Origin of the sequence: Methylobacterium tardum, assembly GCF_023546765.1 — a bacterium.
Lineage (GTDB): Bacteria > Pseudomonadota > Alphaproteobacteria > Rhizobiales > Beijerinckiaceae > Methylobacterium > Methylobacterium tardum.
Genome location: NZ_CP097484.1, coordinates 5,643,355 through 5,659,736 on the forward strand (window position 1 = coordinate 5,643,355; position 16,382 = coordinate 5,659,736).

At 62.0% G+C, this 16,382-nt stretch carries 12 protein-coding genes; 4 read left to right on the forward strand and 8 right to left on the reverse strand.

Features of this window, described 5'->3' with window-relative positions:
* Nucleotides 1–8 precede the first annotated feature (8 nt).
* Nucleotides 9–4,517 carry a HEAT repeat domain-containing protein gene (locus M6G65_RS27005; RefSeq protein ID WP_347710464.1) on the reverse strand — a complete coding sequence of 1,503 codons (4,509 nt, stop codon included), beginning with the start codon at nt 4,515–4,517 and terminating at the stop codon, nt 9–11.
* Nucleotides 4,518–5,421: 904 nt separating this feature from the next.
* On the opposite strand from M6G65_RS27005, the gene M6G65_RS27010 reads away from it, so the two are divergent.
* The 3 genes from M6G65_RS27010 to M6G65_RS27020 all read left to right on the forward strand — a co-directional run bounded on the left by M6G65_RS27010 (nt 5,422) and on the right by M6G65_RS27020 (nt 9,532).
* Nucleotides 5,422–5,871: a hypothetical protein gene (locus M6G65_RS27010; RefSeq protein WP_238199119.1), complete on the forward strand. Its 450-nt coding sequence runs from the start codon at nt 5,422–5,424 to the stop codon at nt 5,869–5,871.
* Nucleotides 5,872–6,224: 353 nt separating this feature from the next.
* Complete coding sequence (locus M6G65_RS27015; RefSeq protein ID WP_250103106.1) at nt 6,225–8,669, forward strand: tetratricopeptide repeat protein; 2,445 nt, start codon at nt 6,225–6,227, stop codon at nt 8,667–8,669.
* 623 nt (nt 8,670–9,292) lie between these two features.
* Nucleotides 9,293–9,532, forward strand: a complete 240-nt coding sequence (locus tag M6G65_RS27020) for a hypothetical protein (protein ID WP_238199117.1) — start codon at nt 9,293–9,295, stop codon at nt 9,530–9,532.
* Between the two features lie 121 nt (nt 9,533–9,653).
* On the opposite strand, the gene M6G65_RS27025 is transcribed toward M6G65_RS27020, so the two are convergent.
* The 7 genes from M6G65_RS27025 to M6G65_RS27060 all read right to left on the reverse strand — a co-directional run bounded on the left by M6G65_RS27025 (nt 9,654) and on the right by M6G65_RS27060 (nt 15,016).
* The gene (locus tag M6G65_RS27025; RefSeq protein ID WP_238199116.1) at nt 9,654–10,184 is read right to left on the reverse strand and encodes a DUF2721 domain-containing protein; all 531 of its coding nucleotides are present in this window, start codon (nt 10,182–10,184) and stop codon (nt 9,654–9,656) included.
* Nucleotides 10,185–10,747: 563 nt separating this feature from the next.
* The gene (locus M6G65_RS27030) at nt 10,748–11,632 is read right to left on the reverse strand and encodes a type 1 glutamine amidotransferase (RefSeq protein WP_250103107.1); all 885 of its coding nucleotides are present in this window, start codon (nt 11,630–11,632) and stop codon (nt 10,748–10,750) included.
* A gap of 17 nt (nt 11,633–11,649) precedes the next feature.
* Nucleotides 11,650–11,838 (reverse strand): hypothetical protein, encoded by a 189-nt coding sequence (locus tag M6G65_RS27035; RefSeq protein ID WP_238199114.1) that lies wholly within the window; start codon nt 11,836–11,838, stop codon nt 11,650–11,652.
* A gap of 200 nt (nt 11,839–12,038) precedes the next feature.
* Nucleotides 12,039–12,227, reverse strand: coding sequence for a hypothetical protein (locus M6G65_RS27040; RefSeq protein WP_238199113.1), 189 nt, complete (start codon nt 12,225–12,227; stop codon nt 12,039–12,041).
* A 404-nt stretch (nt 12,228–12,631) separates the two neighbouring features.
* Entirely contained in the window at nt 12,632–13,354 is a 723-nt protein-coding gene (locus M6G65_RS27045) for a DUF4142 domain-containing protein (protein ID WP_238199112.1), read from the reverse strand.
* 580 nt (nt 13,355–13,934) lie between these two features.
* Nucleotides 13,935–14,195 carry a hypothetical protein gene (locus M6G65_RS27055; protein ID WP_238199109.1) on the reverse strand — a complete coding sequence of 87 codons (261 nt, stop codon included), beginning with the start codon at nt 14,193–14,195 and terminating at the stop codon, nt 13,935–13,937.
* Nucleotides 14,196–14,290: 95 nt separating this feature from the next.
* On the reverse strand, nt 14,291–15,016 hold the full coding sequence (locus M6G65_RS27060) for a Crp/Fnr family transcriptional regulator (protein WP_250103108.1): 726 nt from the start codon (nt 15,014–15,016) through the stop codon (nt 14,291–14,293).
* Nucleotides 15,017–15,273: 257 nt separating this feature from the next.
* Between M6G65_RS27060 and M6G65_RS27065 the strand changes: the two genes are divergently transcribed.
* The gene (locus tag M6G65_RS27065; RefSeq protein ID WP_238199106.1) at nt 15,274–16,017 is read left to right on the forward strand and encodes a Crp/Fnr family transcriptional regulator; all 744 of its coding nucleotides are present in this window, start codon (nt 15,274–15,276) and stop codon (nt 16,015–16,017) included.
* Nucleotides 16,018–16,382: the final 365 nt, after the last annotated feature.

Here is a 16,382-nt window from a genome sequence, read left to right on the forward strand (position 1 = left end):
CAGCAGCATTAATCGGATATATGTGCTGCTGCGGTTGTCTTTGAGCGCCTTCGTGATCGTCTGCGTGCTTCAAGCCGCTTGATAAATTCATCACTGGTCGCGTGATCACCTCGATGCGCAGCTATAAGGCTTAATCGATCACGAATTAACGCTGCATGGTTGATGGGCCATGTCTCGGCAATGCGCAAGTATGCCCCACGAAATCGCGGATCAGCAAGATGTGCCTCGGCCGAGTCCAGATCGCAACGAAATGCCGCAGATATGAAAAAATCCCAGACGCGGTCGTGTCGGAATTGGATGCGCTCCTCTATACCGGCAACTCCTTTCACTGCCCGACGAACAAGGAGCCTTGCTCTCAGGAGGCTGGATGTCTCTGCAGGAAACTCATCAGGTTTAAACCAGTTTCGATCTACCAATCTCATCTCGACCGCGTGCCGTCCAAAAGACTTAAGTGGAAACGACATACCGGTTATGCTACGGTAGCCTGGCTCGCCCGTGACACCCTCATCGGCAATGCGAAAAGCTTCGCCGATGAGCGCTGTCGCTGACGGCATGTCTCCTCGAGCGAGCAGATCTGCGGCGAAGGCGAGATCGAAAGGGTTGGACAGCATGAGCTCGGCTGCCCGCCGGTCATGCGGGCTCGGCGCCTCATCCAATGCACGACGCAGGAAGGCTGAGACGGCAGCTGTATAGTCTGCTCCGTGGCACTTCTGTGTCTCGTCGGCTCCAACCGGGCGAGAGGAAAGAAAACTCTCCGCCTCCGCCCGATCTAGCGGCAGAAGGTCAATCTGTTGCGATGGCTGTGCTGGTTCCCACTCAATCGGTTGCGTAGTCAAGATCACGCGACCCCTAGACATTTCGCGCGCAAAGCTTCCTATTTTTTCCCGAGTATCGGCTGATACCTCATTTAGGCCATCCACGATTGCAATCAACGCTCCAGTATAGACGAGGCTGCGCACGAAATCTGTGCTTTGAATATCGTGAATCGTCCGCGCTATTGCAGTATCAACGCCGTTGGAGCAGTCGCGAGCTAGGAGGTAAGCCACAGGATGGGAGGCTGTTGCGGTCAGCCAACGCACAGCGCTGGTCTTGCCAAGTCCAGCCTCACCGCGAATTACGACCGTTCCGCGCAAGTTTGGCAGAATGCGATCTATCGGAACGGGATCACCTCCGTTGAGCCGAGCTCTTGTGCTGAAATAGCCGAGCTGCCAAAACTCCTCTATTCGGGCGGCTGCGATTAGGTCGGCGCGGAATGGGATAAGAAGTCTTCGCCTGAGCGGCGGCATAATCAACAGGAGCAATGGAACAAACCATAGGCTCATCGCACTGCGTGCCTGAGCATTCCAGAAAAACACAGCTTGAATGGTTCTCGAATATGGAAATAAAACCAGAAAAGCTGTCCAAAATGCCGTCCATCCAGCAAGAGACCAAGTAAACCACCGCATAAATGGCGCGAAATTCTCCTGCATAAGATGGTCGGCAAGGGCCCTTTGGTAGGCAGAATTACTTTCTTGAAACTTCTTCAAGAGATGCTCTAGAGTGTGCTTCTGGTCCAGCGTCCAGCACCGCTGTACTAGACCGTCAGATGGCAGATACTGGAGCCACTTGAGCCCTAAACTCACCAATTGGCTCCATGTGCCTGCCTCTTTTAGCGTGTGGCACGCAGCATAGACAATACTCATCGCTCTGGCTTCTGCCTCATCCCGAAGACCGGGTGTGGAGACAAGGGCTGGCCAATGCTGCAGTAGCAGAGACAGAGTCGCATGAGCAGCATCCGGATTATTACGAACCTGATCTATCGGAGGAGCTAATGGCCAACCGAGCCAGGAGAGAAGTGTCTCAGCCTGTTCGTTGCGGGCGTCGGCGCCCGTCGCAATGTGGCCCGCTGCCCGCAACCGTCCTACGGCAGTTGCTCCGCGATCATGAATTAACTGAATTGCGCCAATAGCTGTCGATGCGCTGCCAGGGCCCGCTCGTATGAGTACCTTCATGGTGGCATTTCGCAACTCGTTGTCGCTGTCTGCAAGGAGGAGCAGGAGCTTGTCCACGACAGCGTCGGTTCTTGCTCTCAGCGGCAAGCGTGCCAGCGCGTCCACCGTGGCCTTACGCACAACTTCTTCACGATCTGCGAGCAGGGGCAGAATCTTGTCCACGATAGTGCTCGTTGGCGTTTGCTTTCCGATACTGACGAGTGCATCCACCGAGGTCTTCCTCACATCTTCGTTTTGATCAGTGAGGAGGGGCAGTAGCTTGTCTATGACAGCATCAGAGTGCGCTCCGAGGGGCAGGCGTGCCAGAACGTTCGCGGTAACTTTGCGCACATCGTTGTCGCCATCAGAGAGGAGGGGCAGGAGCTTGCCTACGACAATGTCACTTTGCCCTCCCAGCGGCAGTTGCCCCAGCGCGCTCACCGCGGCTTTGCGCACAATTCCGCGGTCAGCTGCGAGCAGGGGCAGGAGCTTGCCCACGACAGTATCGGTCCGCGCTCCCAACGGCAGGCGCGCTAGCGCGTCCGCGGTGGCAGCACGGACCTCACCCCAGGAATCTGCGAGGAGTGGCAAGAGCTTGCCCACGATCGTGTCAGCTCTCACTCCTGACTGAAGTTTTGAGAGTGCGTTCACCGCGCTCCAGCGCACAGATCCTTGAGAATCATCGAGGAGGAGCAGGAGCTTGTCCACGACCGCATCGGTCCGTGCTCCCAGTGGCAGGCGTGCCAGCGCATTCACTGCGGCGGCGCGTGTATACAAATCGCTATGTACGAGGAGTTGCAGGAGATTGTCGACTATAACAGCGGCATCGACTCGCTCTTGTTTTCCGATACCGGCGAGTACTTCTTCCACTCCCGTTTGGATGCTCCACTCGCGTTGTTTGAGGAGAGGCACGATCTTGCCGGCAATAATGTCGGTTTGCGTTCCGAGCGACAGATTTGTCAGCGCGTCCACCGCGATCTTGCGCCCGTCTTCGTCTGGGTCTGCGAGGAGGGGCAGGAACTCGTCCACAACAACGTTGGCTCGCGCACCTAGCGGCAGATGCGTTAGCGAAACGGTCGCGCTCGCTCGCACATCTTCGTTTTGATCAGTGAGGAGGGGCAGTAGCTTGTCTATGACAGCATCAGTGTGCGCTCCGAGGGGCAGGCGTGCCAGAACGTTCGCGGTAACCTTGCGCACATCGTTGTCGCCATCAGAGAGGAGGGGCAGGAGCTTGCCTACGACAATGTCACTTTGCCCTCCCAGCGGCAGTTGCCCCAGCGCGCTCACCGCGGCTTTGCGCACAATTCCGCGGTCAGCTGCGAGCAGGGGCAGGAGCTTGCCCACGACAGTATCGGTCCGCGCTTCAATTCCGATCTTGACAAGCGCGTACTCCGCAGCCCTCCGCGCAAGTTCGTTGCTATCTTCGACGAAGGATGGGAGATTGTCCAAGTCAGAACTGGATGGCTTTTCCTTGCGTGGTGATTGGCCTTCACGATACGTGACGATTACGTCCACTAAGGGTTCGCGCGCAGGTTCATTGATATCTGCGAAAAAGGCCAGGAGCTTGCCCACAACAGCGTCGGTTCGGGCTTGATTACTGATCGTGACGAGTGCGTCCGCTACGGACTTGCGCGCAACGTCATCGCGATCTGCGAGGAGGGGCAGGAGCTTGTCCACCACAGCATCAGTTCGCGCCCCTAGTGGCAAGCGCGCAAGCGCCGCTGCCGCAAGCCTGCGCACATTCGATTTGGGATCTGCGAGCAGGGGCAGTAGCTTAGCCACGATAACGTCGGTATGTGCCTCCAGCGGCACGCTCTCCAGCGAAATCACCGCAACGGTGCGCACCCCTTCTTCGCTGTGTGAGAGGAGGGGTAGGAGCCTGTCTAAGAATGCATCAGTTCGAGCTCCTGATGGAAGTTGTGGAAGTGCGAGCATCGCGCTCGTGCGCACACCATCGTGACGATCTGCGAGGAGGGGCAGTAGCTTTTCAACGACAGCGTCCGTTCCCTCTTCGGTCGGATGGAGGAACACCAGCACGTCCGCCGCGCTCTTGCGCGCGCGGTGGTCGCGATCTGCGAGGAGAGGAAGGAGCTTGCTTACGATAGCATCGGCTCGCGCTTGCTTTCCGATATTGATGAGTGCGTCAACCGCGGCCTCGCGTACACCTCCATCGCCGTCTGCGAAGAGGAGCAGGAGCTTGTCTACAACAGCATCAGTGTGCGCTCCCGGGGGCAGGCGTGCCAGAGCGTTCGCGGTAGCCTTGCGCACATCGCTGTCGCCGTCCGAGAGAAGGGGCAGGAGCTTGTCAGCGGCGACATTGGCTCGAGTTCCCAGTGGAACAGCCTTGGGGAGTGATCCAAACAGCATGACTGCCGCAGTTACAACATCATTCCTTGGATCAGCGATTGCGGCCTCGTAGCCGCGGACAAGCCAATCCGGCGGCTGTTCATCCTGCGACCGGCCTGAATAGGGCCACGCTAGAAGACTCAGTCCAGCCGCCAAGGTGTAAGCAGCTAAAAGACGTGTGCGGCGCACTATGGTCAGCATCCTGCACTTCAGCAAAATTGTGGCGGTTCAGCAAGCATTTTCATGCGAAACGAGGGCTGCAATGCCCGCCGACGATTGATGTGCTGCAGTGCTAGCAATCACGAACGGATACTGCGCAACCCCAGTGAAACCGGTTGCATTGGCCTCTCGGTTGGGCGGACCAATCGGGATTCGAACTGGCGTTCACAATCCGTGTTTGTGGCGGCGAGAACAATGACTATTGCCGGTACACCATCGTCCGCTCGGGACCGCGCGAGGCTACCCGTAGGCCTGCCCGACGAATGCGCTGCCTGCTCTTTGAGCTTGGATAAGTTTCGGTGGTCAGTAGTCCTCTGCGCTCAACTCACGCGCGCCATCGCTTCCGACCGGCCGATATGCTTTCCAAGAGCGGCCGCGGCGGCGAGGGGCTTAGAGGTTGTGTGTAGATGCGGCTCCTAGCTGCAGAGGATCGTGCGACCAAGACGCCGAAATCAAACATGGCAGTCCGCCCAGTATCGCTGGAACGGTTAGTACTCAGCCGGCACGCAAGTGGATTAGCTCGTGCAGTGGCTATCAACGCGACGGCCAAGCTTTCAAGGCTTTGATGGACATAGCTGCGGCAATCAAAGCCGAGGTGAGCATCATTGCAAAACCTGCAGACGGAGCGGACTCTAAGGCAGTGCTCGATAGCAATAGGTTGGAAAAAAGCCAATTTTAGATCTTTACAAATCTTGTATGCAATGGGGTTGCTTCGAAGTTGTCAGCATGGTCTTGGTATCTACGATATATCATTTGCACTAAAGTTGTAAAAGATGTATCAATAACGTCACAGAAGGTTTTGATTCGCCAATTCGGATCCTTGATAACTGGTTGACCGCTTATCTGCTTGTGGTAAAATTGCATTCCTCCGGACGGGAGGATTTCGGTGGATCCACTTTCTGCAATCACCGCTGCCCTGGTCGCGGGCTCAAGTGCGGTTGCCTCCGGCGTTGCAACAGAAGCCGTCAAGGATACCTACAAAGGGCTCAAAACCGTCCTCGTCGACACCTACAAGCTGGCCTCAACTCAGCTCCTCGAGAAGAAGCCCACCAGCCCCGCGGCTCAGGAGGCTGTCAAGGAGGAAATCCAAGACACGCCCGCAATCCTCGACGATCAAGCGGTGCTTAAGAAGACTAAGGCTCTGCAGGATGCGATGCGCCAAGAACTGCCTGACCATCTCACCGCCTGGGGCACCGACATCAAGGAACTTGAGGCCGGCGGCAACATCATCGCTGAGTGCATCCAGGGTGGCGTCCGCGGCAAGAAGTGGAAGGCCAAAGGCGACGTGCGGATCTCGCGTGTGACGGCCCGCGGTTCGTCCTCGCGAAACCCATAACGGAGGCGGAACGGCTCCAAGCTGCCTCGGCAGGAAACATCGGAGCTCGGCTCGGCTACGGCTGGGCGTGACTTCTTCCTCAACGTCACGCTCAATCAGAGGGCGACAACAGTTGCAAGACAGATCGGGCTGGGCGGCGACTCAGATGAACCTCGGCATTGCACTCGAGGCGCTAGAAGAGCAAGGGAGCGGGACGGCGCGGCTAGAGGCGGCGGTTGAGACTTTCGATGCCTGTCTGAGGGTCGCCGCGTCGGTATGGCCGCCCAACTGGGTCGGGCAGGTGTGCGCCGTCCGAGACTTGGTACGAGCCGAGATCGAATGGCGAGGCTCGGCTCAAGATGGCTAAGCGCTCTATGACCAAAATCAGCGTGCAGCTCGACCACCCTCAGGCGGGCGGCGACATCATTATCAGCGACGTGAAGGTGGGGCCCACGGCTGAGGAGCTGGTCGCAGTCCTGGAGGCACGAGGGCTATTGGCGGCCTCCGAAGCGGCTGGCCTTCAACGGCGGACCATCATCGGCCTCGCCGTGCGCCTTAAACCTGATGTGTCCAATTTCGATCAGGCAGTGATGGAGCTGGAACGCGCCGTAGATGTCGCTCTCGACCTTATCGCACGGGGCGAGCGAGGCACGAACGAGGACGCCTTCGTCAACACGGTGCTGGCGCGGGTCGTCGACCAGGTCCGCAATGACGATCTGGACGGAGGGGCTCGCACCGTCGGCGAAGCGCTCGCGAACCTCGAGGCGGAAGAAACGGAGAGGCAGGCCCGGTACCGCCAATCGCAGCTCGCGCTGCTAGAGGAGGGGGTGAAAGTCGATACCCTGCGGCACGATGCAGCCGCGGTTGCCGTGCGCGTCGAGCAGATCGTGGCCGCCAGCCATCCGACAGACCGGCTGGCATGGCATCCGGAGTTCCGGGCCCGCTACGACGCGTTCTACGCCGATGGAACCTACAAGGGGATCAACTTATCGCTCCTAGTTGCGATTGAACTCGCGCGGCGGATGGCGACCACGGCCCGCGATGCGGGCGAGCGCGGCCTCGCTCTGAACCTGCTTGGCAGTGCACTCGTGTCAATCGGGAAGCGGGAGCGTGGGACGGCGCGGCTGGAGGAGGCGGCCGAGACTTTCCGCGCCGTCCTAGAGGAGCAAACGCGCGAGCGGGTACCTCTCGACTGGGCAGCGACTCATTACAATCTCGGCAATGCGCTCCTGGCGCTTGGGAGGCGGGAGAGCGGGGCGACACGGCTGGAGCAGGCGGTAGAGGCCTACCGCACGGCCATGGAGGAGTGCCCCCGCATGCGGTCGTCGCTGCAATGGGCGATGATACAGACTAATCTCGGTGCCGCGCTCCAGACGCTTGGAGAGCAGGAGAGCGGCACGGCGTGGCTGGAGCAGGCGGTCGAGACCTATCGAGCCGTCCTGGAGGAGTGCGCACGCGAGAGGGCTCCACTGCATTGGGCGATAACCCAGAACAATCTTGGCACCGCGCTCCAGACGCTCGGGGTTCACGAAAGTGGGACGGCGCGACTGGCGGAAGCGGTGGAGGCCTACCGTGCGGCTCTACAGGAGCAGACCCGCGAACGGGTACCCCTCGATTGGGCGATGACGCAGAACAACCTCGGCAACGCACTCGCAGTGCTTGGGGAGCGGGAGAGCGGGACGGCGCGGCTGGAGGAGGCGGTGGGAGCCTACCGTGCGGCTCTGGAGGAGCTGACCCGCGAACGGGCGCCAATGCATTGGGCGACAACCCAGACCAACCTCGGCAGCGCACTCCGGACATTCGGGGAGCGGGAGAGTGGTACGGCGCGACTGGAGGAAGCGGTGGCGGCCTACCGCGCCGCCTTGGAGGAGCGGACGCGCGAGCAGGTGCCGCTGCAATGGGCAGCTACGCAGACCAGCCTCGCCATAGCGCTTCGGCTGGTTGGGGAACGAGATAGCGGCACGGCGTGGCTGGAGCAGGCGGTCGAGACCTATCGAGCCATCCTCGAGGGATGCACCCGCGAGCGGATACCCTTTGACAGATCGGGGACTCAGAACGACCTTGGCGTTGCGCTCCTGACACTCGGGAGGCGGGAGAGCGGGACGGCACGACTGGAGGAAGCGGTCGCAGCCTATCGCGCAGCTCTGGAGGAGCGGGCGCGAGAGCAGGTGCCGCTGCAATGGGCAACGACGCATTACAATCTCGGCAATGCGCTCGCAGAGCTTGGGGAGCGGGAGAGCGGGACGGCGCGGCTGGAGGAGGCAGTAGAAGCCTATCGCGCGGCTCTGGAGGAATTGACCCGTGAGCACGCGCCACTGCAGTGGGCTGCGACGAAGAACAATCTCGGCAACGCGCTCGCAGCGCTTGGAGAGCGGGAGGCCGGGACGGTACGGCTGGAGGAGGCAGTGGAAGCTTATCGCGCAGCTCTGGAGGAGCACACCCGCGAGCGGGTACCCCTCGACTGGGCAAGAGCGCAGGCTGGTCTCGGTGCAACACTTGCACTCCTTTGGCATCGCGAGAGTGGGACGGCGCGGCTGGAGGAGGCGGTGGAGGCTTACCGCGCGGCTCTGGAGGAGCAGACCCGCGAACGGGTCCCCTTCGACTGGGCAGCGACCCAGAACAACCTCGGTAACGCGCTCTGGGCGCTCTGGGCACTCGGGGAGCAGGAGAACGGAGCAGGCCTGCTGGAGGAGGCGTCAATGGCCTTCAACGCATGTCTGACTGTCGCTGAATCCGTTTGGCCACCCGAGCGGGTGGAAATTGCACGGGCCCGTCGGGACCAGATACGAGCCGAAGTCGAACAGCGAAGGACGGTATAATCCGCCAAAGGCGCGATTAGGCTGTGGATAGGCGTTGAAGCGGGACCCCGGATCAGAGCCAATGTAGCGCGTTGTTATCACTAGCAAAATCGCGAGAGGGGCGGGGTCCCGGTCGGCGCCGATCGGGACCCCACCTCTGTGCGAAAAACGTTTGTATGTTGAGAATCTTACCGTGCTTCAAAAGGGGTCCTAGTTCGGCGCTTATCCGCACCTGGCCGACCCCGAAGCGGGCGGCCGCCTGACGGCGCGAGGTCGCCGCAGCCGCGGGTCACCACCCGCTCGCGCAGGTCCAAGCTGTAGGGGCGGCTCATGCATCACTCCGGCTGTCGACCGGCCGAGTGAATCAGCCTCCCAGCGCCGCGTGAACCCCACCAAGCCGACTCAGCCCAAACCGAAAACGCTCTAGCTCAGCCGGCTACACGACGCAGCATGGACCACAGTAGAGGGCTGAAATCAGTTCGATCGGCACCGGATACCGCGAGGAACGCCGCCGTTGGTCGAGGTGACGTTGCCATGGAGCCCTCGCCGCTTCGCTGCTGCGGCAAGGGGCGGCGATACGGTTAACAGCTCGTTGCTGCCAAGCCGGCAAGGGACCGCAGGTTCGGCCCGAACGCCTGCGGCGGATGGAGGAGGCCGAGCGCCGGCCCGACCAAGAAGCTTCAGCCGAGGAGCAGGAAGATGGCTGGGATGCAAAGCCGGGCGGCAAGAACCTGCGCGGCGACACCGCCGACCACGATGCACAGGATCGCCGTCGCCACACCGTGCTCCATACACAACGCTCCTTGAAACGCGCAGGGCGGGGCTGGCTTGGCGGGTCACAACGCGACGCGCTCCGGGTGGCGTACTTCGCGCTCATGGCCTGAGCCGTTCCGACGTGTCGACCGAGGGAAGCCGGGTATCTTTCGACCGGATGGCTACCTACTGAAATCAGTCAGGCCAGCAATTGGGAAACCCGCTTCGGCGGATCGGTGGTGGGCGCTGGGCTTAGGGCCGATCCCGCGCGGTGCCATGTCGATTCCTGTTCGGGTCGTTTATGGCACCCGCCTGCTGCCCGATGCTCTCAGCGAGGTCCGGGATGTCCAGCAATTCGCCGTGGATCTGCCGGTAGACAATCCTTCCCTCCAAAATCACAATGACTGTGCCAGCAATGACGAGCAGAAAGCCAAGCAATGCGGTTCCCGCGCTAATGAACTTCAAGACCGCTACATCGGGGAAGGTCAGAGCCAGGCCGCCCGATATCAGTGTGCATATCAATAGTATGGCCGACACTAGACCGCATCCAGTAGCCCTGCTCATCAGTTCGCATCGGCGCTTGTAGTGGACGATCTGATCTACCATATTGGATTTTCTGCTGCCGGACAGATCGGAGGTTCTATACTTTTCGATGATGTCACGGTAACGCTCGACCGCGGCGTCGTATCTCGTCTGCAGGAAGCCCACGAAGATCCAGGCCGCGAAGATTAGAGAAGCTGCCGGCCCGATCACCTTCAGCACGTTTGCGAGATCAAGATCCATTGGACGTCAGCTACTCCGATATCGTGGGCAACGGCCTATTGCCTCAAGGAGCGTTGAGCGCTCCCCAAAACGACGGTCTTCAGCTCTCGGCGCATCTCATCTGGCGCGGCAGGCAGAGGAGAAAATCTGACTGACGGGTTCGCGGTTCAGGGCGCTCGGTTCACGATTCAGGGGGCGTTCCGACTGCTCAACCCTACACAACGCCCAGGCGGCGTGTTGAGATCGCGGCGGGCCCCCAAGAGTGAACGTGTTGGTGTCCGTTCGCGTGTCTGGCGCCAAGGGTAAGGGGCACTTTCCGTTGCCGCCCCTGGCGGCGAACTGCCGTCTGTTTTTGGGCGGCTATAGCCAAGGCCACAGGCCATCCCGTCCGCATGTACAGTCCAGGCATGTCTCGCGCGGCATCCTCCGTGCAAGGCACGCCCACAGGGATGACCGCGTTCGCTTCGCGGGAACTGCATGGGAACTCGTCACTCCGGTCACGCAAGTGCCCGCGGCCCCATCAGGCTCGCGGCACCAGGCAATGCGGAAGGTTAAGTGACGTTCGTTCAGGCAGTGGCACGCTGTCACCTACCCACAACCTGCATTCCGGCGCGTCCGAGCCGCGCGAGACTCTCGGCGAAGTTGCGCAGTTCGGTCTGCCTGAGGCGCTCGACGGTCACCTGCTCGTCCAGGCCGAGGCGCCAGGCGAGGTCACGGCGATCCGGCTCTCTGTGCAGGTCATCGACTTGCTGCGCGTAAGCCTCGACGTCGTCCCGGCTTCGGGCAAGGCCCGCTTCGACCATGCCGTCCGCCTGCCGGCGAAGGGCACCGGCCACTTCGTCGAGGCCGATCTCGGGGTGGTACTGCACGCCCCAGAACACGCCGCCGTCAAAGCGGATCTCGGCGGCCTGCACGGCGGTGACCCGGTTGCCGGCGAGCAGCGTGGCGCCGGGCGGCAGCGCCTCGACCTCGTCCGTATGGATGGAGGGTGCGTCGTATGCGGCGGGCCGGCCTGCCAGCAACGGATGCTCGCAGCCCGCCTCCGTCAGGGTGATGCGCCGCCCAAACGCCGCCTCCCGCCCGCGTACGTTCGGGCGCACGCTGCCGCCTGCCGCAACCGTCGCCACCTGCAGCCCGGCACAAGAGCCGAACGCCGGCGTCCCGGAGGCGAACACGGCCCGCATGAAGGCGACCGTCCTCCGGGTCTCCGGTGTCTCCTCATAGAGGTGCAGCGGCGAGCCCGTCAGGAACACGGCGTCGTACCCGGCCAGGGTCGCGCCGGGCGAGAGCGCCGCGTCCGCGTCGGCGGGCTGGATGCGGTCGCAGGCGGCACCGGGCGAGAGCTCGCGCAGGATGCCGAGATACGTCTCGCCGGATGAGCGTCCGACACTCTCGCGGCGCTTCCTGCGCGCTTCCGGTGTCTCGCTCTCCGCGACAAGGAAGCGCCATTCACGGTCATTCGTGGTCAAGGATCTCGTACGTCCTCTCAGTGTCCCCGGGGCATCGGGAACCAGGGTTTCAGGGTCGCGACACCGGCCGTGAAGCGGGTGTTGGCGATGGCGGACAAGGTTCCGACGAAAGCGCTGGCGGCTTTCGCCTCGGCCTCCAGTGCCGGCTTTCGCCGGAAGAACGTCTCGCCCGCGTCGGGGACGTCGGGCGGGAGGCGCTGCGCCATCGTCTCATGCAGGCGGCGCCTGAATGGGCGGTCGGACTCGCGCTCGTCTCTCACCATGGTGGCCGCCGCCGAAGCGCGGCGTTCCCCTCTGCCGCCTATCGGGAGGTCGCTCTCGTTCAATCGGACCTCAGGAGAACTGTTCGGCTGGATGGGTGCGGCATCCCGCATCGGGTCGAGCCACCCGCTCGCGCGACGGAAGTTCAATCGCTGCCGCTGCGCGCGCGGTCCATCGCCTGCAGTAGTTCGACCAGCCGTGGATCGAGCTCCTCGTCCCAGATGGGTTCGTACAGCTCCTGCATCCGCCGTCCGAGGTGCTCGCGAGAGATCGCGTCGAGCGTCGGCACGTCCTCGGCCGTGCGGCCAATATGCTCGTCCTTCTCGGCCCTCATCTCAACCTTTCGCGCCATCCTTCCCGTGGCGCTCGATCGCCGCGCGGCAGGCGGGCGAAAGGCTGGCCAGGTTACGCCGAAAGCAGGCTCGGACCTCCGGACCGTCACGCATGGCGAACACCTCTCAGACGTCGGTCTCCCGCGCCACAATTGCGTCCTCGTCAGTACCCTTCTGTCCCAAACCGACGTCCGGCCCGCTAGGCGGATCAGAGGGCGCTTTTGGGCTGATTGTAGGAATGGATTGTCGCTCATCACCGACGCGAGCCCAGCGCTCCGCGTCGTACTCGGTGTTGGCAAGATCCTGTGTGTTCGTGGTCTGCGACTTGTCCGGCACCCGGCGATCTCCACGTTCGAAAGCCCCGCCGACAGGGCCAGTTATGGCCCATCGGCGTTATCTTCCCTCATCAGGCAAGCCCATTTCGGCGCAGGTTGCTCAAGATCGAGAGATGCGTCTGGATCGATGGAACTGCGACCGTCGCGACAGCACGCCCGCTCTGGTCAGATCCGCCCTGAGCGTAGGCGGTGTTCAGGGCGAGCAGTTCCTCGTGCCCAGCAAGCTGGCCCTCGACATAGGCCCGGTCGAACTGACGACCCGGCCCTATCCCCTGCAATTGCTGAACGATCGCGAGCTGATCCGGTCGCGGCTGAACAGTGCCCGGTGTGGCGCCCAGCGCGGCAGCGATGGCGGTCTGTTCGTTGATCTCCAGCTGGGCGAAGTTGCGCACGTTGGGATTGCGCGAGCGCTCCAGGGCAAGGCGACTGGTGAGAATCGCGAACTCGCCGCCCATCAGCTCGGAGAGCCTAAACTGGTCGGGCGAGGCCGGCAGAAGTGGCTGTGCGGACGCCATTGGTGCAGCTGACACTACGCCAGCAAGCGCAAGCAGTACGGAGCGTCTGTCCATGATCGCACCCTTCGATTCATTCGTAAGAGCCTGCATCACAGCAGCTCCGCTGCGAAAATCATGGTCTGGTCCCAGGTGTTCCTGATGATAAGTGCGGCGTAAAATCCGCAGATTTGCTGACTGATCTATATTGGACGGAATGGAGGCGCGCGATCTTAGATCCCAGAAGACGATCGAGGGTGCCCGACTGCGTGAGCAGTTGGCAGCCGCGAAGGACATGCTCATGGAGACAGCTACCGATGCTGGCCATGTGCACGCTCGCATCGAGGCGATGAAAACCGAGCGGCTAGAAGCTGAACGGTACGGCTCAGTATCGTCCAGGTAAGCTGGTCAGCGACAGGCCTCGCAGGTCTAAGATACGCTGACGGACAACACAGTGCCGGCGTGTTCAACACGCCTCCTGACCCTCGCAACAGCGGTGATTGAACGTTTCATCCGGCCTCGCGCCGAAACTTTAACAAGAGGCAAGGCGCGCGATCCCACATGCGCTCATAGGGGCCACGCACGATTGCGGAGATCCTCATGAGCGAAAATATCGAGGCCGAGCTAAAGCTTCTCGTCCGCCAAATCTCTGAGCGGGCCACACAGGGCGGCGGGATGGACCGCGAAACCTACGAGGCTCTAACAGCGGCTTTCGTGGCCCTCTCCGCCCCAGATCACGGCGGCGGGCGCCAAGGACACGGGACTGCACTGCTGGCCGCACAGGCGCGCCTCCGTGCATGCGCGGCCGAGACCTGCGTTAGAGCGGCCTGAGCTCCGTCCCGTGCTGGGTGTGGGGCGGCTCTGCTCAAGCCGCCCTGTGATCCTACTTGTGACTGCCGCCCGACGCCGTGCCTGAGCCTGTGCCATTCTTACTGAGGTCGCCGGCTGTGTTGCCGGAGCTGCCGTCACCGTTCTTCAGGGCGCCACCTTGGTTTGATGTAGAGCCGGTTGTGTTGCCCCGCTGCATCGAGGAGCCAGAGCTTGCGCCATGGCCGCTTTGGCTGCTGGTTGAGGAGTTGCCTTGTGCGAAGGCTGTACCGGTCAGAGCAACCGTAGCAATGATGGCGACCGCGAGGTTCTTCATGAGCGTCTCCCTTCGGTAGTACGTCGAAAACCGGGGAGAAGTTGTAGTGTTCCTCACGAAATACTGAGTGCTCGTAATTCTGGGCCAGCTGCGGATCAAGCGTGCGGCGGCTTGTCCCTGAAGGGGCCGATCAAGCGCTCGTACTCGGCCTCAGCCGGTCCGTAGCTGCTGCCCGCAAGGTCGAGGAGCACGCCGCGGTCTCGGACGGTGATGAGCGCGCGCTTGGCCCGAATGGCGCCGTAGCCCTCCACTGCCTGGGTCGCGAGTGTCACGCTGGACCGCGTTGTCCCTAGCATCAGGGCCAGGAAGTCGTGCGTGAGCGGTAGTTCGTCACTCTCCAGCCGATCGTGAGCCATCAAGATCCAGCGGGCCAGCCGCTCCTCGATGGTGAAAGCCCCATTCGACAGGGCCGTCTGGCTCAAGGTCATGACGAGCGTGTGCGTGTAGCGCAGCATCAGGTCATGGAGGGCGGTGCTGCGCCGCATCACGCTGCGCAGGGCCTCCGCTCTGATCCGCAGCCACGGTCCCCCGACCTGGACCAAGATTTCGTGTGGGGCGCGATCAGAGCCGAGCACCGTGGAGGTGCTGACCATGGCCTCGTAGCCGAAGCAGCCGACCTCAAGCCTGCGGCCGTCGTTCCTGACCGCGAGGTTCGGCGAGAGACCGCCTTCCGGGAAGTAGGCGAACTCGAGCGGCTGGCCGACCGTGATCAGGACCTCGCCCTTATGGACGTCCACGCGCTCGAACTGAGGGAGAAGCTCCTCCAGTTCACCCGGCGGCAGCGTCCGCAGGAGCCGGTTACGGGTCGTCGGTTCGCTCATACCGTGCTCCTGCCCACCTGCACGGGCTAAGTTCGTTTTCATGCTCTGAAAAACGGCGTTGCTGGAGGCAAGTGCGTCTTCGCAGCCGCGACGTGGCTGAAAGCCAACTGCAAAACCGGATGCACCATCGAATGTTCATTTTCAAACGGACGAACCGGAGCGGGTTGAGCGCGATCTAACCGGAGTTAACTGCGGCTCTAAGCCTGGCCGTGATCGGCACGGCGGGCCGCCCGGCTCGCGAGGGGGCGCGAGAGATCATGACGGACAGCAGGCCGAACGCGGCAGACAATCCATTTCTGCGCAAGCTGGAGCGGTTCGTCGACCTGCCCGAGGCGGATCGAGCGGCACTCCTGAAGGTGAGCAGCAATGCGTACGCGGTCCGAGCCGGAACGGATCTCATCCGAGAGGGTGATCGACCTGCGGGCGTGTTCCTGATCCTGGACGGGTTCGCCTGCCGCTACAAGCTGCGCGCCAGCGGCACGCGGCAGATCATGGCCTACCTGGTGTCAGGCGACGCCTGCGATTTCGACGTGGCGTTGCTGGAAGCGATGGATCACTCAATCGCCACGCTCTCGGATTGCAAGGTGCTGCGGATCGCGCCCGAAACGATCCGGGAGCTGGTTCAACGTCCGGCCATCTCTTCAGCGCTGCGGAAGTCCATGCTGGTGGATGAGGCGACCCTGCGCGAGTGGCTGCTCAATGTTGGGCGCCGGTCGTCGATCGAGCGGCTTGCACACCTGTTCTGCGAGCTGCATCTACGCCTGCGCGCGGTCGGCCGAGCGGACGAGGATCGCTTCGATCTGCCCGTCACCCAGCAGGATCTGGCCGACACGACGGGAATGACCTCCGTGCACGTCAACCGCTTGCTCCGTGAACTCAGGCAGAAGGGGCTGATTGAACTCCGGCAGAAGCACCTGACGATCTTGGACCTGCCGCGCCTCAGAGAGCTTGCGGAGTTCAGGTCCGGCTACCTGCACTTGGGAGAACGAGCCGCCGCGTGAGCTCCGGCCGTGAGGACCGGCACCCAGCGCCCTCAGCCGGGAGAGGGAGGGAGCCGCGGGGCAGTTCAGCTATGGGTGTCGCCGAGCCGCTGCTCGCACCCAGGGTGCCGTCGATCGGCCATCGGCTCCGTACCGAAGTTCCCCTCGGTCCAGTTTTGTTGGGTGCCACACCAAACGTTGTCGGAGATCAAACCTTCAGGATGTATTAACACCTGTAAATGACCCCCGCGCCGATCTGATGCTCACTGCGACCTCGCATCTGAGAAGCAGCCTTATGGACCGGCACACGAAGCTCCCAAGCCCGTACCAGCTCTTCGCCAGTCGGACCGATGTAGGCATTCTCTGCGCGGTTCGTCAGGACAGAG